Source organism: Gilvimarinus gilvus (assembly GCF_030518155.1).
Lineage (GTDB): Bacteria > Pseudomonadota > Gammaproteobacteria > Pseudomonadales > Cellvibrionaceae > Gilvimarinus > Gilvimarinus gilvus.
Genome location: NZ_JAULRU010000548.1, coordinates 86,759 through 111,104 on the forward strand (window position 1 = coordinate 86,759; position 24,346 = coordinate 111,104).

Below are 24,346 nucleotides of genomic sequence, written 5' to 3' on the forward strand. Positions count from 1 at the left end.
GTGGTTGAGTTTGGCAACTCTCGAAACCAGCCTGCCATGCATACACTTCAAGCGGAGCAAAATAGGACAGACCAATTAATAGTTATAATAGCAACACTCTCTGAACCAACTGATTATTGGCCAAACCAATTAAACTCCCTACATAACGCTTAAGCAAGCACTTTTTGGTTATTTTAAAAGATAAAAGTAAAGACAAAAAAATATATTGGCCTGTCCAATATCTCAGGCAATAGGCCGCTAAGGGCAATCGATCCTGATCACCCAATCGTTCACAGCACAAGGCTCAGCCTAGCAGGCTAATGAAAAACCCCATGCATGCTCAGCGTTAATTACGGCAGCGCCCGGTACTTAAAATTGCGAAAAATGACAGCTCCGTCTCCAGCGGCATATAACGCAGGGCGCAAACTCATAAACCCGTAAGCGACGTTATGGTGATAGCCCGACACCTCCATTTGCGTAGGGTATTTGTGCCATGTTTCTCCCTGATCAGCGCTGTAGTGAATCGTGAGAATATGGCGATCGTTGGTAACCCGCAGGCGTATCTCATTACCCTCGGGCTTAAACGCATAGCGCTGATCCATTCCATACCGGTGCAGCAAGAACTTATCCTGCAACGCCCCCACGCCCGCATACAGCTTATCGTTGTAAAACAGCAGAGCGCCGCCAAGCGCGCCGTCAGACAACTCAATGTCCACCTCAAACTGATACGCCTGATCCCCCGCCACAAACGTCATTGGCGACGAGTTACTGGGCGAGTCACCTTTTGGATCTAAGCGCAAGAACGGTCCTTTTTCATCTGTGCCGTAGTGAAGCCGCTCACGCTCGGAGATATCCCCACGGAAAAAGCTCCATTGCACACCAAACTTATTACGACTAAAGTCATCAGACAGCGGCATACCGTGCCGAACATTTGACGACTTGGCCCCCTTAGGCTTGGGGATTGGTTCACCCACATCAAACCCGGAAGACACGTACCAACCATCATCCAGCCACTCAATTGGTTCCAGCAGCGCCTGACGCCCCAGAGTATGGAAACCATTTTCATAACCGTGGTACATCATGTACCAATCGCCTTCGGTGGGCCCCTCAACCACGGTGGCATGACCACGTGACCACCACTTTTCCGAAGCGGACTCGGTACGCACAATTGGGTTGTAAGGGGAGTTTTCCCATGGTCCATGAATGCTTTTTGAACGTGCCGCAATCACCATGTGGCCCGTAGGGGGCCCTGCAGTTCCACCGACGGCCGTTGTCATATAAAAATAGTCACCACGCTTCATCATTTTTGGGCCTTCTTGCGCGTAACTTTCGACATCCCATTGTTCCGGATACTGCCATCCATCATAGGTGTGCTTCATCTCCCCCACGTAACTCAGGCCGTCATCGGACAACTGCACGTAATCGCCATGGGAAAAAAACAAGTAGCGCTTTCCGTCTTCACCGACAATATGGCCAGGGTCAATACGATCGGGATATTCAGCGTTGGGGTCCAGATCAATCGGGTCCGACCAGGGACCCGCAATATTATCGGCCCAAACAACATAGTTGGAATTGTGACCCGGGTACTTAGCGGGAATATATACGTAGTATCGATCGCCGTGCTTGGTTAGCTCCGGCGCCCAAATGCTGCCAATATACTTTTCCAGAGCGGGGCCAACTGGCTGCCAATTCACCATATCGGTAGAGCGCCAAATGGTAAGGGCTGGGTAAGACTCAAAGGTGGAAAAGACCATGTAATAGTCGTCGCCATCTTTCAGAATACTTGGGTCGGGGTGATCACCCGCCATGATGGGATTAAGGTAGGTGCCATCTCCGAGACCGGCCTGGCGCTGGCCTTCATACGTGCTATTCCACGTCTGGCAGTTGGGAATAAAGGCATTCCCCAAATACTCATGACACTCTTGATCAGCTGTTGACCCATCTCTGTCATGAGATTGACAAGCAACCAAGAAAGCACTGGTGGCCAACATTGTTAGCAATACGTTTATGCACTTCATAACAAACCCGATTGAATCCTAGAATTTAGTTCGCCATATTTCTGGCAATAAGAGTGAGAGGTGATACGTGTCGCAAAGGCTTGGTCTGCCCCCGTAACAAAAACTGCATCTCCGCGAAAGCATGGTCAATCATGCTGTCGTAATCCTGGCGCAAAGAGACGACCGGATTGGGCAAAAAATCCAGCATGGTGTTGTCATCGAAAGTCGCCAACACCTGGCTTGACGAATAACCTAAGGGCGACTCGCGCAGCGCACTCAAAGCGCCCTCAAATACAGGAATTGACGAGGTCATTAACACTGAAGGCAAGGAATTATGATCTTGTAGATACGCATTTATTGCATCCACCCCCTCCCCAAAGCCATTGCGAGGAGCAGTGCGAACTACGAACTGCTTGCGATTCAACCCCGCCTCTTTAGCCGCCCGCTTCACTCCCTGCAAGCGCGCGTCAATAGACGGCATGAATGGATTGCCGGCAATAAACAATACACTTTGCTCACGACCGTTGCGTTTACAGAAATCCAGGCAATAGCGTGTCATTTGCTCGCCCGCCGATTCGTTATCAGAAATAACCACAGAAAAATTGGGAAGACTAAAGTCACGATCGAGGAGCACCAGCCGATCGTTAAAAAGCTTGGCAGCGGTAGTCGCCAATTTGGCATTTGACGGCACCAGAAAAAGGCCATCGACATTGCGCTGCTGAAAGTTATCGATGAGTTTCAACTGATTCTCTTCGTTGTCATAGCAACAAGACACCATCAGCTGTAAGCCCGCCTGCTGACAACGACTTTCCATAAGCTCAGCAAGGTAGGCAAAATAGTGATTAGACAACCTTGGGACGATAAGCGCTAAGGTGTCAGAGCGCTTTAAGCGCAAGCTTCGCGCGGCGTGGTTGATTTGGTAACCATGCTCATCAATATAGGTGCGAACGCGCGCCTCTGTCGCTCGGCTGATACGATACTTGCGCGCCTTTCCCAACAAAACCAAACGAATAGTGGTTACTGATAAGTCCAGGCTTTGGGCAATATCATCAACGGATTGCGGCATATACTCCCCTCCTTCCCATTATTGTTATTTGGGCATTCACTCTAGGGCTGGGCTTACCATTTACTTTTATTGGTAATACCACTTTCAGGCGAATATATAGTACAAATAATGCTAACGCGAGTTAGCAAACACTGAGTTCGTTGAAATACGCGACTTTTCGTTGTTTTTTAAGAAGTGACAGGGAATTTGAGGTAATAAAGGCTGAGGGGGGGGGGAGTGGCAGCGGTCGAATTAACGACCTACCGCTAAAATGTGCGCCTTAAGCTCAGCGACAAACTTCTTTAGCGCGACACGCTGTGACTCTGATAGCTGTTTACGTTCTGCGTGCTTTTGCGCGCCTGGGCCCCGATTTTGAGATTCAAAAAAGCGCGACTCAGCAGGGGTAAATACTCTGGACTTGGTGCCATCGCGAGCGGTACCCCGCATACTTGACCAGCCTTCAGCCAAAATATGAGCGCCCAGTTCAGAGTCGACAAACAAGGCCGAACCGATTGCATCTGGGTCGGCATAACGGCCATCGGCAAAGGTCGTAGTCGGGTGCCAAGGGCGCCCTAGCGAGATGCTGCCGTCGTGCACCTGCTCATCGCGGGTTAGCCGAGCATTAATAAACACCAGACCATAAGGTTGGTCGATATTGGTAGAAGGCGCCGTAATATACCCCTGTAATTCTCCCTCGCGGTATTCGCGGCCGCGAGGCATCGTACGAATTTCACAATCAGCGAAAACCGCCAGCCCATCGCCAAAAATATAATCGACATTACCCGTTATCAGTGAATGCTCAAACAGTGTGCGTCCGCCATCTGCAAACACGGTATCCTGAAAACCGTGGAATTCACTTGCACTGATATGCGTGAGATCGCTGTCCACATCCAACAACAAGGCCACCGCCTGCGAGTGACGCCGCTTTTGCGGATGATCTTTGGCAAGCGCATCATTTGCCAGAAAATCAAAACTATTATCGACGCGAATGTTGTGGAGACGCACACCAACGGCATTGATCGTCATTGTTGCCGAGCCGGGTGTTCCCCACTCATCGCGATGATAAGCACCCGACTCTCCCGCGTAAGCATCGAAATAAATTCGAGGCTTTTGCTCGCCAACGCCAATCAATGCAACGTGGTCGCGATTAACAGTGACTTTTTCATAATACTCACCCGAGGCAATCGCAATCGATGAATAGCCTGCATTCAGCGCACCGTTCACCGTCGCAAAACGAGGTAATGCATCGGTACCCTGCGGGCGCGGCCGTTCGGCTTTGCTGACCAGTGCATCGAAGCTCTGTTCGGCTTGCGCCTCACTGAACACAAACAACACTAAAGCGACCAACAACAAGGCCTGACAAAGCCGCGCCATCAGGCTCGCGCTACGAGTCATTGTTAAACTGCCTTAGCAATAGCCGCGAGCACGCCACCTTGCTTAATCTCTGTCAACCAATAGGCGACTCGGCCTTGTACCGCAGCAGATTGTGCAATAGCTTCTGGAAATACTGCCTTGACACCCAGTACAGCGGCAACGGTTGCATCCAGGTTGTCCGCATTGGCATCGCATGTCTCTTTTAACGTTTGCGCTAAAGGATCTTGCACATCAATGGCTTCACCTTTTTCATCTGTGCCGCTCACATACTGAATCCAGGCCGCGAGCGCCAAACACAACAATTCAATATCGCCATTACCGTCGAGCTGAGCCTGTAATGTTTGCAGCCAGCGCTGAGGTATTTTTTGTGAACCATCCATCGCGATTTGCCAGGTGCGGTGCTTCAAACCCGGATTCGAAAAACGCTCGCGAAGCTGTACTTTGTACTCCTCCATATCGAAACCGACGGGGACCTGAACCGTTTGTCCGACTTCACGATCCATAAAAATCTGGCATAGCTTTGCCAGCAGCGGCTCGTTCATCACTTCGCTGACATAATCAAATCCCGCCAAGTAACCCGTATATGCCAACAAACTGTGACTGCCATTGAGCAGACGCAATTTCATAATCTCAAACGCGTGCACATCGCTTACCAGCAGTGCCCCGGCGTCTTCCCAGGCCGGGCGCTCAGAGCAAAACTTATCTTCGATAACCCATTGACTGAACGGCTCCGCCAACACCATACCCTCGTCACGCAAACCCAACTTAGCTTCTAGCTCTTTGCGGTCAGCGTCCGTGGTGGCAGGTACAATGCGATCAATCATCGTGCAAGGAAACGTAGTGTTAGTGCGAATCCACGCGGCCAATTCCGCGTCATACTTTTCAGCGTACTGCAGCACAACCCTCTCAAGTACTTCGCCATTGTTGGGCAGGTTGTCACAACTTAATACGGTAAAGGTTGGGGTGCCCGCCAAGCGTCTGGCATTAAGCGCAGAAACAATATAACCAATGGCCGATTTAGGAGCGTTAGGGTTCGCCAGATCATGTACGATGTCGGGGTGCTCGACATTGAGATTGCCGGTCGCAGGATCATGGCAGTAACCTTTTTCGGTGACCGTCAAAGACACGATCTTAGTCGTCGCATCGGACATGACCGCCAGTAAGGCTTCTGGCGACTCCGGCCCCACTAAAACGTCTTTTACGGCACCCACGACCTGAAAGCGCTCACCTTGTGGCCCACGCTCGACAATGGTGTAAAGACCGTCTTGCTCTGCGAGCTGATTTTTCACCGTAGGCGAACGCAGGCTGGCGCCGATAATTTGCCAGTTACTGGCACCACTGTTCAGCAGCGCCTCGGTATACCAAGCCTGGTGGGCCCGGTGAAAAGCACCGATACCCAGGTGGACAATTCCGGCGCTTTGCGCATCGCGGTCATAGGTAGGCAAACTTGCGGTTGTCGCAAGCTGCCCTAAGGTTTCGTTATTCAAACGCTGCATGAATTCTTCCACTACTTTGACTTAATCGAGTTTGTAGGCCTGTTTCACCAGGTTGTAGGTCAGGTCGATGGCAACATCGCGAGCCTCATCTTCGGGCAAACGATGCTCGGCCACAAAACGCGCCAGGAAATTGCAATCCATACGACGCGCCACATCGTGACGGGCAGGTATCGACAAGAAGGCACGCGTATCATCGTTAAAGCCAACTGTGTTGTAAAAACCCGCCGTTTCGGTGACTTGCTCGCGGAAACGACGCATACCCTCAGGACTGTCATGGAACCACCACGAAGGTCCCAGCTTCAATACCGGATAGTGCCCTGCCAATGGGGCAAGTTCGCGTGAATATACGGTCTCATCCAGGGTAAACAGAATAATAGACAGACGAGTGTCGTTGCCGTATTTATCAAGTAAGGGCTTAAGCGCATTTACGTATTCAGTTTGCGATGGAATATCGGCGCCTTTGTCGCGACCAAAACCGCTGAACACTTGCGGGTTGTGATTGCGGAAGGAGCCGGGGTGAATTTGCATTACCAATCCATCCTCGATGCTCATCCCCGCCATTTCTGTCAGCATTTGCCCACGGAATACTTCGGCCTCTACAGGGGAACAGTTACCTGCTAGCGCTTTGGCAAACAGAGCTTCGCATTCGGCCACCGACAAATCGGAGGTCTGCGCTGTAGGGTGACCGTGATCTGTGGAGGTAGCGCCAAACGATTTAAAGTACTCGCGACGATTTTGCAGCGCCGCCAAATAACCCGCCCAGTTACCGGTATCTTCACCTGTAATTTCACCGAGCTTGGCCACGTTGTTGGCGAAACCTTCAAAGTCTGGGTCAACCACCGGGTCGGGACGGTAAGCGGTAATCACTCCACCTTTCCAACCGCTTTCTCGAATTTTACGATGGTGGCGCAAATCATCCAACGGAGATTCGGTGGTTGCCAGCCACTCAATGTTAAAACTTTCCATGAGTGCACGAGGGCGGAACGCCTCGGTTTGCAAATACTCGTCGATACGATCGTAGTAAGTGTCTGCGGTATCTGAGTTGAGCAGCTGATCCAGCTTAAATACTTCGCTGAATACATAGTCCAACCACATTCTGGACGGTGTACCACGAAAGACATGATAGTGAGAGGCAAACAAGCGCCATATTTTACGCGGGTCCTGCTCTACCGGCAGACCGGCCTTACTCGGCACGCCCAAGTCAGCCATAGACACGCCCAGACTATAGAGCATGCGGAAGACATAGTGGTCGGGTTTGATCAGCAGCTCTGCCGGATTGGGGAACAGCTCGTTGTCCGCAAACCAAGACGGGTCGGTGTGACCGTGCGGACTGACTATGGGTAAGTCTTTAACTTCTTGATACAGGCGACGGGCAATCGCTCGTGTAGCCTCGTCCGTCGGGAACAGGCGATCCGGGTGTAAGTAGAGTGCACTCATTGTAATCTTGTACCTTGGTTGTAGTAGTTAGGCTGACCAGTCTGACCAGTCTGACCAGAGAGGCAATCGGCCAACCCTTAGGTATGACCAATTTATAGTGTCAAACACCGGCTCTGCTGTCAATATCCCCGACACCATGCCGGACTTTAAAGCGCTTACCTCCCGCCTCTTGGCGGGGGATTTACGCCACTTGATAGATCGTAACGTCACGACTATATGGTTATTATGACTATAACATAAAACCCAAATGCGATGCGCCAACATGTACAATCGGCTTGACCAATTGTACAATCCCCCACTCACAAATGCATGAACCAGCAAGGGTAGAACACCATGACGAAAATTGCCTGTATCGGTGAAGTAATGATTGAGCTTGCAGTGGCCCCGCCGGCCCCCCAAGGCACCGAACTCAAGGCGCTGTCATACGCCGGCGACACTTACAACACCGTCGTCACCCTCGCCCGACTCGGCGCAGAAACGACTTACGTCACCCGCCTGGGGGATGACCACTACAGCGACGCAGTCATCGCCCGGCTGGAGGCGGAACAAATTGCCAGCAGTGCAATTGTCCGCGACAAAGGTAAAGTGCCTGGCCTGTACATGATTCACAACTCCTCCGATGGCGAGCGCGAGTTTTTTTATTGGCGCGACCGAGCGCCGGCTCGTGAGCTTTTTCTGCACGAAGAAGAAATCGCCGCCCTTGAGGTAAAGCTCGCCGATACCGATATGATCTACCTGTCGGGCATCACTCTGGCTATTATTGGCGACTCAGGCCGTAACAACCTGGCCGCTTTTTTACGCCGCTACAAAGCGAAAGGGGGCAAAGTTGCCTTTGACAGCAACTACCGTCCGCGCTTATGGCAATCGCCAGAGCAAGCGCAGCAGGCCAATCGCGAAATTTTAAGCTTGACCGATCTCGCCCTACTCACACTGGATGACGAGGAGTTACTGTGGGGAACCGACGGGGATGCCATTGGTGAGCTACTCGCGCGTTATAAAGATTTTGCCATTGATGAAATCGTGTTGAAACGTGGCAGCGACAATGTTGTGGTACTAAGAGGAGATCAACGCAGTGAAATCCCGGTACCGAAGGTTACCGACATTGTCGACACTACCGCAGCCGGTGACACTTTCAACGCCGGCTACCTTGCCGCTCATCTCGCAGGCAAAGGACCGGAGGAATGCGCGCAACAAGCCAACCGCTGCGCCGGCGTCATCATTCGCCACCGTGGCGGCGTTATCGATAAGTCTGTGTTCCTCGATGAAGTCGCTCAGCGATAGCCTGCTGGAATAAAACTCGCCAGCCAGGCCGGCACATCGCGGGCCTTAGTTGGCACCTGCAGTGCGCGGTGGGTTGGCGTTACTTTCGGGTACCCACCTACGTCCTGCTCAGAGTCAATGATCCTTCCCCTACCTTGCCGCGCACTGGCAACAATACGCAGGTCTACCGCATCCCGATCCCATGGGCGAGCCCCCGCATTGGCAAGCACAGCTTCGCGAACCTCTGCGACAGGCAACGCTTCAAGCCCTTTAGGCCAAACCGGCGGCTTGTCTAGCAGTTTAATATCGCCCTGCACTTGCGCCATATCGCCACCATCTAAATTCAGCACCCGATTATCTTTCAGGTAAACATCACCTTGATGTGCAACCAACGCTAAATCTGAATAGGTGTCACGCCCGTACTGTAGCTCATTGCCGACGACCGCGACTCTGGGGTTGGCGGGCTTGCGTTCTTTACCTATCCACTCGTCCTCGATGTAGCCTAACTGCACCGCAGCATTACCTATGTTATAGAGATAATTGTTAACGACAACACCGGTGGCATGCGCCTTAAAATAGGGATTGCGGCGATCATTGTGGGCGAACAGGTTACCGACTACGGCAATATCTTGGACATAGTCGTGAATCAAAATGCCTTTGGAGTGCTTGCCTTTCTTATGTGTGGCATAGTCTAGGGCCTCGGCAATGATCGAGCGACTGAACGTTATCTTACCGGAGGTCGCCATTGGCCCCTCTGTGCGCTCGCCTGATGCCGACATATTCTCGTCCACAGCCCAACTGGTTGAGCAGTGATCAATATGAATGTTGCGTGCATGCTTGCGGGAGATACCTATACCGTCTGGCTCCCAACCGGAACGCGCAGCGCCGCCATTAGCTCCCGGGCGAACGCGCAAGTGCTGCAATCGTACATCGTGCGTGGCAATGCCAATACCACCTCGAATTAATGTAATACCTGGGCTGGGCGCGGTCTGCCCCGCTACCGTGACATAGGGCTCCGTAATTCGAACCCCTTTACCAGCCAGGTCTATCACGCCGCCAACCTCAAACACCACAATACGCGGCCCCTTTTGCTCCAGAGCCCAACGCAAGGTTCCCTCACCTTCTGAGGCAAGGCTTGTGACTTTCAATACCTGGCCACCTTCACCTGCGGGGGTATCCATACCAAAGCCCGTTACGTTGCTGAGGTCCTGAGCGTTTGCTAACGACATTAGCAGGCAGGCGAAAACCGTGGCAAGTGCGTTTGACACTTTGCCACTGATTGTAAATATTCTCATAAAACCTCCGGGGACCTGGAGTAACAGAAACTATAGAAGGGGAGAACTACACCATAGGGTTGCCGCGCTTGCACAGCTGAATCGAAAACCCCCAAGGGTCTTTCAACATCAGCAATACCGACCCATCTTGCAGACGAACATCATCGACAATCTTACAACCTTCGCCACACAAGCGTTTGGCATCTTGGTCTGGGTCATCGCTGACAAAGGCCAGGTGCAAAGTGAGTGGATTCATTGACGGGTAGTCCGGCACGTCATCCGGCGGGTTGTTATAAATTTCTATCATCACTTTGCCGGTCACGTCCGCCAGAAAGTGAGTGTGGGGAGCCTTGTCAAACTTGTGCTTTACCGTAAAACCCAAATGCTCACAATACCATTCGGCAATTGCGATTGGATCCTCGACATTAAAGGCAAAGTGCTCAATTCGCATTCGAAAACCTCGTATCTATTTTTCGTACAAACCAAAGAAAGTGGGTAAAAACTCACTAACTGCTGGCACGTATGTCACCAACATCAGCACGACCACCATCGCCGCATACATGGGCATCAATGGCTTAATCAGTTTCGCGATCGAAGTTTTGGCAATACCACAGCCCACAAATAGCACAGCTCCCACAGGCGGAGTACACAAACCGATACACAGGTTCAGCACCATCATTATGCCGAAATGCAGCGGGGACATTCCCAGTTCCATGGCAACAGGCAAGAAAATAGGTGTGAAGATCAGCACTGCGGGCGTCATATCCATAAAGATGCCCACCAACAATAAAATTAGGTTAATCGTCAGTAGGATTACAAACGGATTATCACTCAAGCCCATCAAGGCACTGCTAATATTTTGCGGTATATTTTCGTAGCTCAGCATCCAACTCATTGCCGTAGAAGTGGCGATCAGCAACATAACAATAGCGGTGGTTTCTACTGATTTAATAAAAATTTCAGGGAGCTCAGGAATTTTAACTTCGCGATACACAAAAACCGACAGGATCAGCGAATACAGCACCGCAATAACACTGGCCTCAGTCGCGGTGAAAAAGCCGCCGACAATACCGCCTATCACTAAGACAATCAGAAACAGACTCGGAATAGCGTCCAAGGTCTTTTTCACTACATCCTTAAACGTTGGCATCACGCCAACAGGATAACCGTGCACCTTGGCATAGACCGCACAGACGGCCATTAAGCTAAGCGCCACTAAAATACCTGGCAAGTACCCGGCGATAAACAGTGCCGCAATGGAAACACCACCGCTGGCCAGAGAGTAGACAATTAAAATATTACTCGGTGGAATCAACAGACCAGTGGTTGAGGAAGCAACCGTTACGGCCGCATTGAAGTTTCTGTCGTAACCTTCCTTTTCCATGGCGGGCACCATAAAGCCACCAATGGCAGAGGTAGCCGCCACCGCAGAGCCCGATATGGCACCAAACAAAGTACAACTAATAATATTCACAAAGGCCAGGCCGCCAGGCAACATACCAATTAACACCTTGGCGAACTCGATCAACCGGTGCGCTATGCCACCCCGCCCCATCAGCAACCCAGAGAGTACAAAAAATGGGATAGCGAGCAATGCGAAACTGTTAATACCACTGGCCATCCGTTGCGCTACCGTTACGGCGGCAGGACCAAAGTCGATGGTAAATAGCATGGCGGCAAAGGTCGCAACACCAATGCCAATAGAGATGGGAACGTTGAGCGCCAGCAGCAGAACAAACGTCACCAAAAGAACGACGACGGACCAATCCATCTGATTACCTCAATTCATTATTGTTGCGGCTTGACCGCGTATTATTCGTAAAATTCCAGATGTTCAGGCTCTGGGTCACCATTGACAATACGGTCAATAGAAAACATAACGATTAAAAATCCACTCAAGGGAATAACGCAGTAGAGGTAGCCTACCTTTACTTGCAGTGCGGCGGACATCTGATCGAGCTCTAAGGTCAGCAACACCAGCTTGCTGCCACCGTAGATCATGATCACACTGGCAAAAATCGCACAGACAATGGAAATGAAAATATCCAACTTGCGTTTGGCTAAACCCTCGAGCTTTTGCGAAAGAATATCGAGCCCCAAGTGCGCTTTTCTACGATAGGCATAGGCGGCCCCAAGCAAGCCTATCCAGACCAGTAGGAACCGTGCCAGCTCTTCGGTGTAGGAGCTAGGCTCCTGCAACAAAAAGCGGGTAACCACTTGCCAAGTCACATCGACCACCATCGCCGCCATAAGCAAACCGACAAAAGCGCCTAAAAATTTCTCTACGATGTTCATTAAACTCTTCATGATTTCGCCTACATCGCTTTAAAAGTTTGAATCAAATCGTAGAGCTCCGTGCCCTTGTACGATTCGTGCATGGCTTCAACCTTAGCCATAAACGGGGCCTTGTCGGGACGAATAATGGTCACACCGGCCGCCTCTACCGCTTCCAGTGCCTCTTCGGTTTTCTCAGCCCACAGTTTACGCTGATACACTACAGCCTCATCCATCGCCTGCTGCAGCCACTGTTGCTGATGAGCATCGAGCGTGCTCCAGATATAGCTGCTGATCAGTACAATGTCTGGCACAGAGGTGTGCTCATTGAGGGTGTAATATTTGCACACTTCATAGTGTTTCGAGGTGTAGAAGCTCGGCGGGTTATTCTCCGCACCATCGACTACCCCCTGAGACAGGGCGGTATAGAGCTCGCCCCACGAAATAGGGGTAGGCGATCCGCCCAACGCCTGCACCATCTTCAAAGCGGTTTGGCTCTGCTGCACACGTATTTTTTGCCCGGCTAAATCTTCTGGCTTATTAACAGGGGTGTTTACGTTATAAAAACTGCGACTACCCGCATCAAAATAACCCAGCCCTCTTAAATTAACCGAATCCCCTGCCAACAATAAGTCCTGGCCCTGTCTACTGTTAAGTACACGCCAGAAATGCTCATTGTCGCGAAATACGTAGGGAATATTGAAAACTTTCATGGCAGGCACAAAGCCTTCCATTGGACTAGAAGACACCTTGGTCATTGCCAGAGAGCCAATTTGCAACAGCTCCATGAGCTCGCGCTCACTACCAAGCTGTCCACCGGGGTAGATATCAATTTTCATCTTGCCGCCGGATATGTCATGCAACCGGTCAGACATAAAGACAATAGCTTGATGAACGGGGTGGTTATTATCCAAGCTGTGCGCCATTTTCAATGTGCGCACGTCAGCGTCTTTACCACACGCAGCGGCTAAGACACATATAGCCACCAACGTCAGAAATTTTAGAGTCGGCTTACCCATACTACATCTCATTGGTTTATTGTTATCGGGCTCGACGTCATCATACCGAGTAAAAAAAGTGCGGGCTATGGGAAGTACAAACTTATTGTCACTTTGACCATAGAGGTCGCGCAACTATAACAAATTGCCTTCTCAACCATAACCCGCGCTGGGTTCTAACAACCCAAGGAGAGCCACACTTTGATTGGCATGACCGATAGCCAAGCTCTTTTGATCCAAAAACTGCTGTAAAAGCACTTTTAATGAACCTCAGAGGCAACCTATCTGACCAATCATGGTAATAATTGCACATTAGGTCAGGCAGAGCAACCCCCAAAGGAGCGTTTTTGGCAATACCTGCCTGACCAATATTTACTAATAGAAAAAAGCTGGGGGAGGGTTAAGGGCAGGCCATCTTGGTGCCGTCGCACATAAAAGACTCAAAGGTATCGTCGGTATCTTCGAAGTATGCCTCGGACTGCATGCGAACAATAGCTTCCGAGAAAAGTACAAACCCCTCTTGATTATTCGCCCGATCCTGGCAGAGCTCCTCGTAGGTAGCCGTCACATCCGCTGCGGCATTCACCTCTCCGCGGTTCGCATCTGCAAAACGCGGGTCGTTGATGGTGTGGTGTTCGCGATAAGAAGCCGCATCCCGGCGATTATTAAGCTCGCTTAGAGAGCCTATAATTTTATTCACCAGTGGGACCATTAATAAATAACAGTACTGCACCCGGATTTTTAGCAGATTAGCGTCCTGAATACTTGCGCCATCAACCTCCCAGGTTGGCCGATACATCAAGTTGTCGTTAGGTATCGCGATATTGCCATCAACAACCTCCCCAAACCCGCCGACATCCAACATCGCAGAGGTGGGATTAACACGAATAATCCGAGTGTAATTATCTACCTCAAAAACAGCATCCCGTCTGGTACCGCCACTATCAATACCAGCGGCTATATCATCCCTCTGGTCGCCTAGCGTGCCCGAATTGGTAAACAGAGGGGCCAGACCGCGAATTAACCCTCGTCGCAGAGCACTATAGGTGGCGTGATTTGTAGCCCCCACTCTGGCGGCCTGAAACGTCGCGTAATTTAAGGTGGTTTTGGCAGAATAAATAAACGCTATCTGAATGGCACCAAAAATAAGCAGCAACAAAACTGGAATGATGATGACAAACTCAATCATTGCCTGGCCTTTTGTTAAACGCCGCTTACTGTTCACGCAACTCACCCACCTCTACTGAACCAGCCGATTCCTGACTTTCTGGTACAGTCTGCTCACCAGCGTCTAACGTGTTAAAAGGTTCCAACACCGCGTCGACAAGACGCTGAACACGAACAATCTGAGGATCATTCTTAGGAACATTCGCATACATGTCCGCCACCGTCTGAGTCAAAATTTGCGACTGAACATAACTCATGTTTATCCAGGCACTGGCAAACTCAGGGTCCAGACTGATAGCCATTTGATACGCGCCAACCGCTAGATTGTAATCTCCCAGCTGTGCATAGCAGTTACCCAGGCGCAGCCAACTATGCTTACTTTCCGGCAAGTCCGCCACCAAAGACTGATACTCCGGCAGCGCCTTACTGTATTGCCCCTGCTGATACCAGGCTTCCGCTCTGGCCTGAGTATCGAAAACTTGTTTGGCTTTGTCGGGCGCAACCCCCGCACATGCGGTCAGGCAAGCCACCATAAATATACCTAGCAATAAACGCATACATCTCCAACCTGAATACCCAGCACATCGACTTCCCCAGCAGCGTACTCGACCACGCTATGAGCACCGCGAGTCGCGCTTACTCGCCAAGGCTTTAAGTCTGTCACCACTTTTAACACAATATTTTCCCGGCTCAGATAGACAAGGTCGATGGCGTACCCCATGAAAAAAGTGTGTACTGACGAGCACGGGCTTATCTTAAGACCAATACCGGAGGCGGGACTGGGTCGCCCCAAAAGCCCTCTAGCCCTTTGCCAGTAAGTCGATGCACAGTGCAAACTTCCACTCTTGACCACACTGCCATCCCGTTGCCAAAGCACCTTCTGCTCAATCAAAAGGTACCCTGCTCAATGTACTTCACCACAATCGGGAACAACAAAATAATAAACGTCAGCGGAAAGATAAAAATTACCAGTGGGATTACCAGTTTAACCGGGGCCTCCATGGCCATTTTTTCTGCACGCTGAAAGCGTTCATTGAGCCTGGTTTTCGCTTGAATTAACAGAGTGTTTTTCATGCTGGACCCCATTTTTTCTGCCTGCACAACGGCTCTAACAAAGACCGAAATATCCTTTAGGTCGACCCTCTCAGCCAAACGATTGAGAGCATCACCACGAGTTTGCCCCGAGCTAATATCACGCAGAACAATTCGAAATTCATTGCGCATGGCACCGCGCGGCCCTTTTTCCACAGCCTGCTTTAGGGCGCCAGCGAAGTTCAAGCCTGCGTCCACACACATGGTTAGGTATTCAAGATAAACCGGCAGTGATCGAATTAACTCGGCATCGCGTTTGCGACGAGTGTCTTTTACCCAAGCTATTGGAACGTAAAATCCCCCCGCCGCCAACAAAATGAGAAGTAAAGGATCAACACTACCAGAGCTGGCCAGTGCCATAAATCCTAGAGCGGGTAACAGCAGGGCCAATATGATTCTGGCCGAAATATACTCTTCCGCTGTTACCATAAAGCTGACACCATTTTTTTGCAGCTGATCGTCAACTTTTGTCAAATAAGAGCTGGGGAGGTTACTCCCGATAACATAGGTCACCAGTTTAATTAATGGCCAAATAGGCCGCATAAATGCCGGAGGCTCATCCATATAGGAGCGCTCTTCATCGACAAGCATATAACTCAGCGACGCAATCATATAAATTGCGGCAATCACGCACATGGCGACACTGAATCCAGCGGCTAGAGCAATTAGATTGTGCATATCATGGCCTCAGCTATCGATACTGGTAATTTTTCTAATAAAGGTAAAACCCATAATTTGCATAAAAACCATTACGGCCAAAACCATCAAGCCTTCACGGGTTGTGTAGAGTTTACGCATGGCCTCTGGCTCGAGAAAACTCAACAACACTGCCAACGCGATTGGCAGCATCGCCATAAACGTTCCCTGGGCACGCCCCTGCGCGGTGAGCGAGTCGATCTTACCTTCCATGGTTTTTTTACGGCGTAGTGTCTCGGCCATACTTTGGATCGTCTCTACCAGGTTACCCCCCACCTCGCGGCTAATACGGATGGCGGAACTTGCCATAACGAAACTCTGCAGTGGTATACGACGTTCAAGTTCAATCAAGCTGTCTTCCAATGTGACGCCCAACTGCATACGCTTAACCAACAAGCCCAACTCTTGACTAGCAGGCGCGGGGGTTTGCTTAACCACATCGGCCAACGCCATATTCATACTGGCCCCGGCCTGTAGACTGCTGGTGAGCATCATAAAGACATCGGGCAGCTGCTCTTCAAACTTGTTCAAGCGCTTCTTGCGCATTCGCGCCCAAATGGCACCGGGAACAATAAGCAAAACCACAAAAACACCCGCGGTTATTACCCACAATTGAAAAAGTGCATGAACACCGATAGGAATCAGTACGAGTGCCGCAATATTGATCATGAACAACTGCGAAGCATCCATAAAAATGAACATTTCGGCCAGTTCCTGATTGGCATTAGACGTAAATTTTCGGCGATAAAAACCCATAAAGTCGCCAGCTTCACGCCCCACAGCCATAGCCAGACACATGCCTGCCAAAAAAACAAGCGCCACCACTGCGGCCAAAGTACCTATATCCGTTAGACTTCCAATCATGTTTTAAAGATACTCATGTCAACGTCTACGCCTCTACTGCGTAGCTCTTCATAAAATGAAGGTACGATTCCGGTCGCCATAAACTTACCTAGCACCTTGCCGTTCTCATCAAAACCGGTTTGCTGATAGCGGAATATGTCGGTCAATTGAATAGTATTGCTTTCAATGCCGGTAATCTCAGAAATACAACTGACCCGCCTTGAACCATCACCAAAACGCGTTTGCTGAATAACAATATCCACGGCTGAGGCCACCTGCTCACGAATAGCCGTAACCGGCAAATCCATGCCCGCCATAAGCACCATGACTTCCAGGCGCCGCAGCATATCCCGCGGCGAATTGGCGTGCGCGGTCGTCAATGAACCATCGTGACCGGTATTCATCGCCTGCAACATATCGAGTGCCTCTCCGCCACGGCACTCACCCACAACGATTCGATCGGGTCGCATACGCAGGCAGTTTTTAACCAAGTCGCGAATGGTAACCTGGCCCTTACCTTCCATATTCGCCGGGCGCGCTTCCAGCGACACTACATGTGGCTGCACCAGACGCAGCTCGGCGGCATCCTCCACTGTTACTACACGCTCTTCCATAGGAATAAAGTTAGAGAGAATATTCAGCAGTGTTGTTTTACCCGAGCCGGTACCGCCTGATACCACGGCGTTACAGCGCTGCTCAACACAGGTTTTCATAAAGGTGACCATCGCTTCGTTGGTGGAGCCGAAGCGAATCAAATCGCGGTCAGTGAGTTTTTTATCCGAAAATTTTCGAATGGTAATACAGGGGCCACGCAAAGCCAGTGGCGGAATAATAGCGTTTACCCGAGAACCATCCCGCAAACGCGCATCTACCATAGGCGAGCTTTCATCAATACGACGGCCAAGCGGCGAGACAATACGCTCAATCGTGGCCATTACCGCTTCATCACTGGTAAACGAAACGTCTGACTTAATCAGTCGACCTGCGCGCTCGATATAGATATCATTAAAAGCGTTAACCATCACTTCAGTGGTTTCCGGATCATCGAGCAACTGCTCCAGCGCCCCTAAACCAACGGTTTCATCGAGTACAATTTTCTTTAAACGCTCGCGATCAACGCCCGGTGGAAGCTTGTGACCAATAGTCTGAAGAACTGTATTGATCAAATCGCCCAGCTCCGAACGCATTTGCTCGTGATCAAGCGTATCGGTCTGCATACGCTTTAAATCCATCTGACGAACGAGCTCTTTATGAACGTATTTTGCCCACGTCATGTAATCATCACGCAACTGTGTGCGTTCGGATTCTGAATCAGCAGCGCTTAGACCTCCGGCTGACTCGACAGAATCCCCCAGGCTCAACTCTGCGACTTTTCCTTCGGCTTCTTGATCAGGGCTGTGGTCCTGAACCGTTGCGGTAAAGCCACCAAATTCAATCGTATCCGTGCTGGCAATTGGGCCATAGCGCTCAATCGTTTCACCATTAACGGTGGCACCTGCGCCACGGCTAATATCAACCACAAACACACCGGCGAGCTCTTTCTCAAAACGCAGATGTTTAGGCGCGACTTTCCAGCCGCGCACACGCAAAATCACATCTCGGGAGCGCCCTATTTCGCAGCTATCCGCCCCACAACGAACGGACTCTTCCCACTTACCATCTTTGCTGCTGACTTTTATTTCAAACACTCAAGGGCACCTTAGTCTATTAAACCTGTTCGCATATAATTTTCATGTTCTTCCATATACTCATCGACACGATTCAGCACTCGCTGATTCGGTCCACTTTTTAAATCGCCAAGAATATGTGGAGTGATAAAAATAACCATCTCGGTTTCGCCACCGCTAAAACTCTTTGATTTGAACAATTCACCCAGAATGGGGATATCTGCCAACCATTTAACCTTATTAACCGTTGCCTGCTCTTCGCGAGTGATCAAGCCCGACAGAACCAAAGTATCGCCGGGCTTCAGTTTGACATCGTTCGATGTCGCGCGCTTTTTAAACGCCGGCTGACCATCGACGGCCTGAGCCAGATCCAGCTGACTGATCGACACCTCAACCCGCGCCGAAATATTTCCGTACAAATCAAGTTTGGGTGCGATATCCAGAATTACCCCATAATCTTTGTACTCAACACTGGAACCGCTGATAGAGCTGGTAATAACCGGCACTTCGCCACCCACCGTTAGCCCTGCAGTACCACCGCTGCGAGCGCTCAAGCGCGGGGACGAAAGTACGATGGCCGAACCGGTCTGCTCGAGTAAGTCGATAATAGAGGTGATCTCAGATGCGACGCCAAACAAAATTCCCCGCGCACCCGTTTCATAGCCAAACGGGCTCTCCATCCCTGCTGCTAGAGCACCTGACGTCCCCCAGTTTTTGGCATAATTGAGGCTCGGGCCGGCAAAACTCTTTTGCCAATTGATACCCAGCTCCTCTGTTTTGCTGCGATCAAATTCAGAAATTTGCACATCGAAGAAAATCATCTTCTGTTCAAATTCATCCGTCACACGGGCAAGAACCACCAAATCCTCATACATCTGCTCAACAATTTCGACTTTTTCCATGTCACGAGCTTCGAGAATGCCATCAACTACGGTATGCCGCCCAGTCGTTTTTATTTCAATGCCGGGAATACTACCCAACAATTGGCGAATTTCCTGTACTTCACGGCCACTGCTGTATGCTTCTACAACCGAAAGCGACAGCGTTTCCCGGGAGCCGTCGGCAAACCAAATTTGCATGTTGGTTTCACCTACCGTATTGGCGGTAAGAACGATTTCACCGTTTTTCAGCAGCGTAGAACTGACCATATCCGCCATACCCACGGAGATACGCACGGCCTCGGGCGCCTCGATAACCCGAGACTCCCCCGCGTAAAGCGTTAACGACTCAGGCAAAATACGCGCACCGACCTGAACGGTCATAAGCAGCGCCAACACGCCCCCCAACCAAACTCGAATATTCATAGTTATAAAATCCATTGTCTTCATTGTTTGATTCTCCGCACTACTGCAAACGGACGCGGCGAACAGGAATAATCCCTTCTTCGTCGCTGCCGCCAGAAATGAACTCAATGTAATCCACTTCCCGAGTGATTTTTGCAGCATTATCCGCACGCATCTCGGCAGCTACTTGACGTCGACTTTCTGTTGTAACCGTGACGCCATCCGCAATGACATTGCCATTCGCATCAACCACTTGGCCATTGACAACCCGACCGACGACATTGCCTTTATTGTCCACAACCTGACCGTCAACTATCCGCCCGATGACGTTCCCGTCTTTATCGCGCACGACTTGCGTTTGCTCATCCAGCTCTTGCCCATCTGGCCCTAGAATCGCCTGCTCAACCTGACCAAGAACACGGCCGTCAGCTCCGACAGCGGTACCGTCCTCGCGAACGCGACCAACAATATTACCTTGATCGTCGACAACAACTTTATCGACAGTGCCAAGTGTTTCACCATCAAGCCCGGTCACAGAACCATCATCGTTGACAGTGCCAATGACGTTGCCATCTTCATCAACAACCTGCCCATTCACTACCCGGCCAATAATGTTGCCGTCTTTATCCCTGACAACCTCCTCCACTTTACCTACGATATTACCGCTGGAATCACGCACAACATCTTCAACACTGCCCATGACCTCGCCGTTTTCGTCGACCATTACTTTTTCAGCGCTGCCAAGCACCTCGCCATTGGCACCAATAGCTCGCCCATTTTTATCGACTGTGCCAATAACGTTACCGTCTTTGTCTACGACAACCTTTTCCACAGTACCGAGCTTCTTACCATCAAGGCCTGTCACTGTGCCATCGGCATTGACGGCTCCAACGACATTGCCGTTCTCATCAACAACCTGCCCATTGACTACCCGACCAATAACATTACCGTCAGCATCGCGAACAACTTCCTGCACCTCGCCAACAACACGACCACTGGAATCTCGCACAACCTCTTTCACTTGACCGACTACGTTACCATCGCGATCAACAACCGCTTCTTCGACTGTCCCTAGGGATTCACCGCTCAAGCCCACGGCATTGCCCGACTCGTCGACGCGCCCGATAACCTTGCCGTTTTTATCCACAATTTTTCCGTCGACAACACGACCAATAACGTTGCCATCTTTATCACGCACTATTTGTGCAACCTCCGAACGCCCTTGTGGAACGGCCGAATCACGCAGATCAACAACATTACCCTGAGCATCCAAAGCAACATTCTTCTGCACAGTACCAATCACTTCACCATTGAGGCCCACAGCCTGGCCATTTTCATCTACACGACCAATAACGTTACCGTTGCGGTCAATTATCTGACCATCGACTACTTTACCGATAACATTGCCGTTTGCGTCACGAACCACATCAGCACGTTCGCGAACCCGCAGCATGGGGTCGTCTTCACTCACGTTTTCGACAATTGTTCCCAGCGGCTTACCATCAAACCCTACCGCTTTGCCGTCAACCACCTTGCCAATAATGTTGCCGTTAGCATCAACCACATTATCGCCGACAATACGACCTATAGGGTTACCATTTTCATCGAGTACAACATCAACCGTGGGTGCAGGTTCTGGCTCAAGCAGAACATCGGCCCGAATATAGTCGAATTCAGCCATGCTGGTATCTTTCGGATGACGCAAAACCGCGAACATTTCGCCGGCCTGTTCGGCTAGCTGTACACGCGCCACTTGGCGAGGGCTTAGGCTCAAGGTGACAATGGTAAATTCCATATTGAACCCGTCGGCCGAGTTGCCCTGGCGTGAGCGCTCGTAGCGTCGCCCTGTGTGGTCTTCCCGGCCCGCTGACAACACCACCACTTTTTCTAATACGGGCATCACAACTTCGCTAACATCCTGATCACTACCGCCTTCAATACCCAGGTCTTCAAGATCGAACTCCCCCATTAAATCAATGGTGTCACCGGGACGCAGCAATCCGTCGAAAGAATCCACCTTATTTACCTTGATGCTGTAGGCTCGCTTACCAAGATCCAGCGTTTCTGAAAAGGTTTCCGCCTTCGTACCGGTAATAGCCTCAACGGTCATCACACGACCTGCTCGCATTGGCGAAGCAATCGTTCGATTAAGAACTTTTTTATAGTCAGATGCGGGAACATAATTGGTCGGAAGAAACTTTTTTGGCACCGTAAGTTTACCGATTGCATCGATGGTAATCGTGTCGCCTTTATTTAGGTCTCTTTTGGGAACCACGACCGAGATTTTTTCAATACGCTCTGGTTGGTTAGCTCTTCGGTATCTTTCTTCTACCGATTTTAGGTAATAGACGATCAGAAAGGCAGCCACTACACCGCAAACCACCGCTATCATAAATAGGCGCGAGCCAGACATTTGTTTCATTGTTTTCCCCAAGTTTTCCCTTGCCGCAAACAATGGTTTGCGGCGCCCATTTTTTATTTAGAGCAACACATTAATTCCAGACCCGCCTTACGGCTCCGTAATTTCTCGGTTTGATACACAGTCATTGGGTGACGTAGGCTCACCATTTCCCATAACTTGCTCGGTGTAATAATCAGCGTCTAAATACCCAATCACTAAACTTTCCCCATCGGGAGGATTGTTCAGCAATTCGAGCTGATCTTCATAATAATTGTCGTCGTCAGGGTCTAACCCCGAATCCCAACCCGCGGCTAAAACTACGCACACACCGTCATCTGTGGCAGGGTTTTGGTCAGGGTCTTCAAAGTAGACCACCTCCCCCTCTGGCGCCATAGGGTCGGCGGCCACCTGATAGGTGGTTGTTACGGCGTAATAAAAGCCATCGACAATTCGGCCACCGCCGTCTTCGTTACCATCCGCGTCTTCAGCCTTATAAGTGGCCACCGTGCAATAACCCGATACATCCATTTCGTTGTATTGCAGGGAATCGTAAAATTCACCATCCGCTTCGCTGCGATAACCAAAGGCGTACACTTCTCCCGTATCACAATCGGTTACCGCTTCACGCTCAAGAATATTGCCATCTTCGTCGACAATCACATCCGAGGTAACCACCGACTCGGTTGTGCCATCAGTCGCCGTAAACTCACCGGTACTGCTGTCATAGGTGCCCACAACTTCACCGTCATTTATGACTTCGCCATCGGCGTTTACACTACCGTAAACACTAGTGCCATCACCCACTGCCGTGCCAAAACCCACCGCCACCGTAGGCACCTCAACATCACCGCCACCGGAGCTACCGTCATCATCATCGTCATCGTCGTCACCACCGCTATCGTCCCAGCCGCCCGAGCTTTCGCTTACTTCGTAGTCGGTGGCGTATTCCTGCACCGCCGATAGCGACGCAGAATAGCCATCGTAATTGTCGTGCATCACCGTCAGCAGGTACTCGATGCAATCTTCGTACTCATCCGGACAGGCACCGCGGTTGGCGACGAGTAAACCACCTACCAGTGCTGCCATAACCACAGTGTATTCGGCCATAGACTGACCCAGCTGCGACCAAAACTTACGGGAAGCTTTCACACGCATTAGTTCACCTTGACCTCATTCACGAGGATTTGAGTTGCATCACCGGCGGGCATAATAATAACGTTGTTCTCACTTAAGCCTTTGCGAAACACCAATACGGTTCCGCCATCGCGGCTAAAAGAATGCTCAAGAGACCAGTTGTCGCCGCGCATTTCCGTTTGATAAAAACTGGCCAGCTCGGCTACCGATTGCTCACTGGTAATAACAGTAACCCGGCCTTTTTTGGGTTTATCATTGGTGAGCAAATCCGATACGACCATCGCATCACCCGGCTTAACCACACCCTCGCCAAGCGCCACATTCATATCGTCGCCAGTGGGAGCCTCACTCATCAACAAACGACCAAAGGTATTATTGTCGCCCACAGAGCCATATTGCACCGTATACAAGCAATCGTCTTCCAGGTGCGCTATTTGCTTCCACGCCTCAAATTTACTTTCGGCAAACTCATCGCGCCAACGGTTCTGGTAAAACCGAACCAACTGATCCTCTGAAGCCGATGCACTAAAAGAGCGAACATCCATAGGCCGGCTGTTGTAGGTTGCATTGCCCATCAGCGTACTGACTTTCATCTCTACCATGGTAGGGAAATCACTAAAATCACAATCCGCATGCGTCACACAAGACAGCAATAGCACAATCAATGCCGAAATGTATCTAGCAGGCTGTTGAAAAACCCCTTGCATGCTCAGCGAGGTCCGAAGCGTGCAGATGTCGTGCTTTGTCTCGACGGACAGGGTGGTTCCCTTTCCTAGAAGCAAGGTGCGGCAGATGTGCGCTTCAGGCCTCGCCCTGCGGGACTTCCAGGCTGGCCCGTACTCGTCGTTGCCACTTTTCGATGGGTGGGCACACACCGTCAAAGTGGCGTCTAGATTACGAACCAGCCTGAGAGTCTGAGTACGTAAGGG

General features: G+C 50.6%; 21 protein-coding genes. 1 reads left to right on the forward strand and 20 read right to left on the reverse strand.

The genetic code is table 11. The features are described from left to right. Window positions 1-329: 329 nt before the first annotated feature. The 5 genes from QWI17_RS10420 to uxaC all read right to left on the reverse strand — a co-directional run bounded on the left by QWI17_RS10420 (window position 330) and on the right by uxaC (window position 7,328). Window positions 330-1,997, reverse strand: a complete 1,668-nt coding sequence (locus QWI17_RS10420; protein ID WP_302722443.1) for a family 43 glycosylhydrolase — start codon at window positions 1,995-1,997, stop codon at window positions 330-332. Between the two features lie 25 nt (window positions 1,998-2,022). Continuing rightward, window positions 2,023-3,042 carry a substrate-binding domain-containing protein gene (locus QWI17_RS10425; RefSeq protein ID WP_302722444.1) on the reverse strand — a complete coding sequence of 340 codons (1,020 nt, stop codon included), beginning with the start codon at window positions 3,040-3,042 and terminating at the stop codon, window positions 2,023-2,025. 231 nt (window positions 3,043-3,273) lie between these two features. Next, complete coding sequence (locus QWI17_RS10430) at window positions 3,274-4,416, reverse strand: pectinesterase family protein (RefSeq protein WP_302722445.1); 1,143 nt, start codon at window positions 4,414-4,416, stop codon at window positions 3,274-3,276. 2 nt (window positions 4,417-4,418) lie between these two features. Then, window positions 4,419-5,891 (reverse strand): mannitol dehydrogenase family protein, encoded by a 1,473-nt coding sequence (locus QWI17_RS10435; protein ID WP_302722446.1) that lies wholly within the window; start codon window positions 5,889-5,891, stop codon window positions 4,419-4,421. Between the two features lie 21 nt (window positions 5,892-5,912). Then, window positions 5,913-7,328 (reverse strand): glucuronate isomerase, encoded by a 1,416-nt coding sequence (gene uxaC, locus QWI17_RS10440; RefSeq protein ID WP_302722447.1) that lies wholly within the window; start codon window positions 7,326-7,328, stop codon window positions 5,913-5,915. A 333-nt stretch (window positions 7,329-7,661) separates the two neighbouring features. Here uxaC and QWI17_RS10445 point away from each other — a divergent pair, with 333 nt between their 5' ends. After that, window positions 7,662-8,609: a sugar kinase gene (locus tag QWI17_RS10445; protein ID WP_302722448.1), complete on the forward strand. Its 948-nt coding sequence runs from the start codon at window positions 7,662-7,664 to the stop codon at window positions 8,607-8,609. Here the strand turns inward: QWI17_RS10445 and QWI17_RS10450 are convergent. The 15 genes from QWI17_RS10450 to QWI17_RS10520 all read right to left on the reverse strand — a co-directional run. Further along, window positions 8,600-9,883: a pectate lyase family protein gene (locus tag QWI17_RS10450; RefSeq protein WP_302722449.1), complete on the reverse strand. Its 1,284-nt coding sequence runs from the start codon at window positions 9,881-9,883 to the stop codon at window positions 8,600-8,602. The genes QWI17_RS10445 and QWI17_RS10450 overlap by 10 nt on opposite strands. Before the next feature lie 46 nt (window positions 9,884-9,929). Then, entirely contained in the window at window positions 9,930-10,313 is a 384-nt protein-coding gene (locus tag QWI17_RS10455) for a VOC family protein (RefSeq protein WP_302722450.1), read from the reverse strand. A gap of 15 nt (window positions 10,314-10,328) precedes the next feature. Then, window positions 10,329-11,633, reverse strand: a complete 1,305-nt coding sequence (locus tag QWI17_RS10460) for a TRAP transporter large permease (protein ID WP_302722451.1) — start codon at window positions 11,631-11,633, stop codon at window positions 10,329-10,331. A gap of 41 nt (window positions 11,634-11,674) precedes the next feature. Beyond that, window positions 11,675-12,169, reverse strand: a complete 495-nt coding sequence (locus QWI17_RS10465; protein WP_302722452.1) for a TRAP transporter small permease — start codon at window positions 12,167-12,169, stop codon at window positions 11,675-11,677. Window positions 12,170-12,177: 8 nt separating this feature from the next. Further along, entirely contained in the window at window positions 12,178-13,155 is a 978-nt protein-coding gene (locus tag QWI17_RS10470) for a TRAP transporter substrate-binding protein (RefSeq protein ID WP_302722453.1), read from the reverse strand. Window positions 13,156-13,534: 379 nt separating this feature from the next. Then, on the reverse strand, window positions 13,535-14,359 hold the full coding sequence (locus tag QWI17_RS10475; RefSeq protein ID WP_302722454.1) for a TadE/TadG family type IV pilus assembly protein: 825 nt from the start codon (window positions 14,357-14,359) through the stop codon (window positions 13,535-13,537). Continuing rightward, window positions 14,349-14,858, reverse strand: coding sequence for a tetratricopeptide repeat protein (locus QWI17_RS10480; RefSeq protein ID WP_302722455.1), 510 nt, complete (start codon window positions 14,856-14,858; stop codon window positions 14,349-14,351). The genes QWI17_RS10475 and QWI17_RS10480 overlap by 11 nt, the downstream gene beginning before the upstream one ends. Next, window positions 14,843-15,193, reverse strand: coding sequence for a DUF192 domain-containing protein (locus QWI17_RS10485; protein ID WP_302722456.1), 351 nt, complete (start codon window positions 15,191-15,193; stop codon window positions 14,843-14,845). Before QWI17_RS10485 ends, QWI17_RS10480 begins: the two co-directional genes overlap by 16 nt. After that, complete coding sequence (locus QWI17_RS10490) at window positions 15,190-16,071, reverse strand: type II secretion system F family protein (RefSeq protein WP_302722457.1); 882 nt, start codon at window positions 16,069-16,071, stop codon at window positions 15,190-15,192. The genes QWI17_RS10485 and QWI17_RS10490 overlap by 4 nt, the downstream gene beginning before the upstream one ends. 9 nt (window positions 16,072-16,080) lie before the next feature. After that, entirely contained in the window at window positions 16,081-16,953 is an 873-nt protein-coding gene (locus QWI17_RS10495) for a type II secretion system F family protein (RefSeq protein WP_302722458.1), read from the reverse strand. Further along, entirely contained in the window at window positions 16,950-18,620 is a 1,671-nt protein-coding gene (locus QWI17_RS10500) for a TadA family conjugal transfer-associated ATPase (RefSeq protein ID WP_302722459.1), read from the reverse strand. The genes QWI17_RS10495 and QWI17_RS10500 overlap by 4 nt, the downstream gene beginning before the upstream one ends. An 11-nt stretch (window positions 18,621-18,631) precedes the next feature. Continuing rightward, window positions 18,632-19,903 carry a type II and III secretion system protein family protein gene (locus tag QWI17_RS10505; RefSeq protein WP_302722460.1) on the reverse strand — a complete coding sequence of 424 codons (1,272 nt, stop codon included), beginning with the start codon at window positions 19,901-19,903 and terminating at the stop codon, window positions 18,632-18,634. 40 nt (window positions 19,904-19,943) lie between these two features. Next, window positions 19,944-22,304 carry a Flp pilus assembly protein CpaB gene (gene cpaB, locus QWI17_RS10510; protein WP_302722461.1) on the reverse strand — a complete coding sequence of 787 codons (2,361 nt, stop codon included), beginning with the start codon at window positions 22,302-22,304 and terminating at the stop codon, window positions 19,944-19,946. An 87-nt stretch (window positions 22,305-22,391) separates the two neighbouring features. Beyond that, window positions 22,392-23,438 (reverse strand): hypothetical protein, encoded by a 1,047-nt coding sequence (locus tag QWI17_RS10515; protein ID WP_302722462.1) that lies wholly within the window; start codon window positions 23,436-23,438, stop codon window positions 22,392-22,394. Then, the coding region (locus QWI17_RS10520) for a hypothetical protein (RefSeq protein ID WP_302722463.1) at window positions 23,438-24,346 on the reverse strand (909 nt) is incomplete at its 5' end. The genes QWI17_RS10515 and QWI17_RS10520, both read right to left, overlap by 1 nt.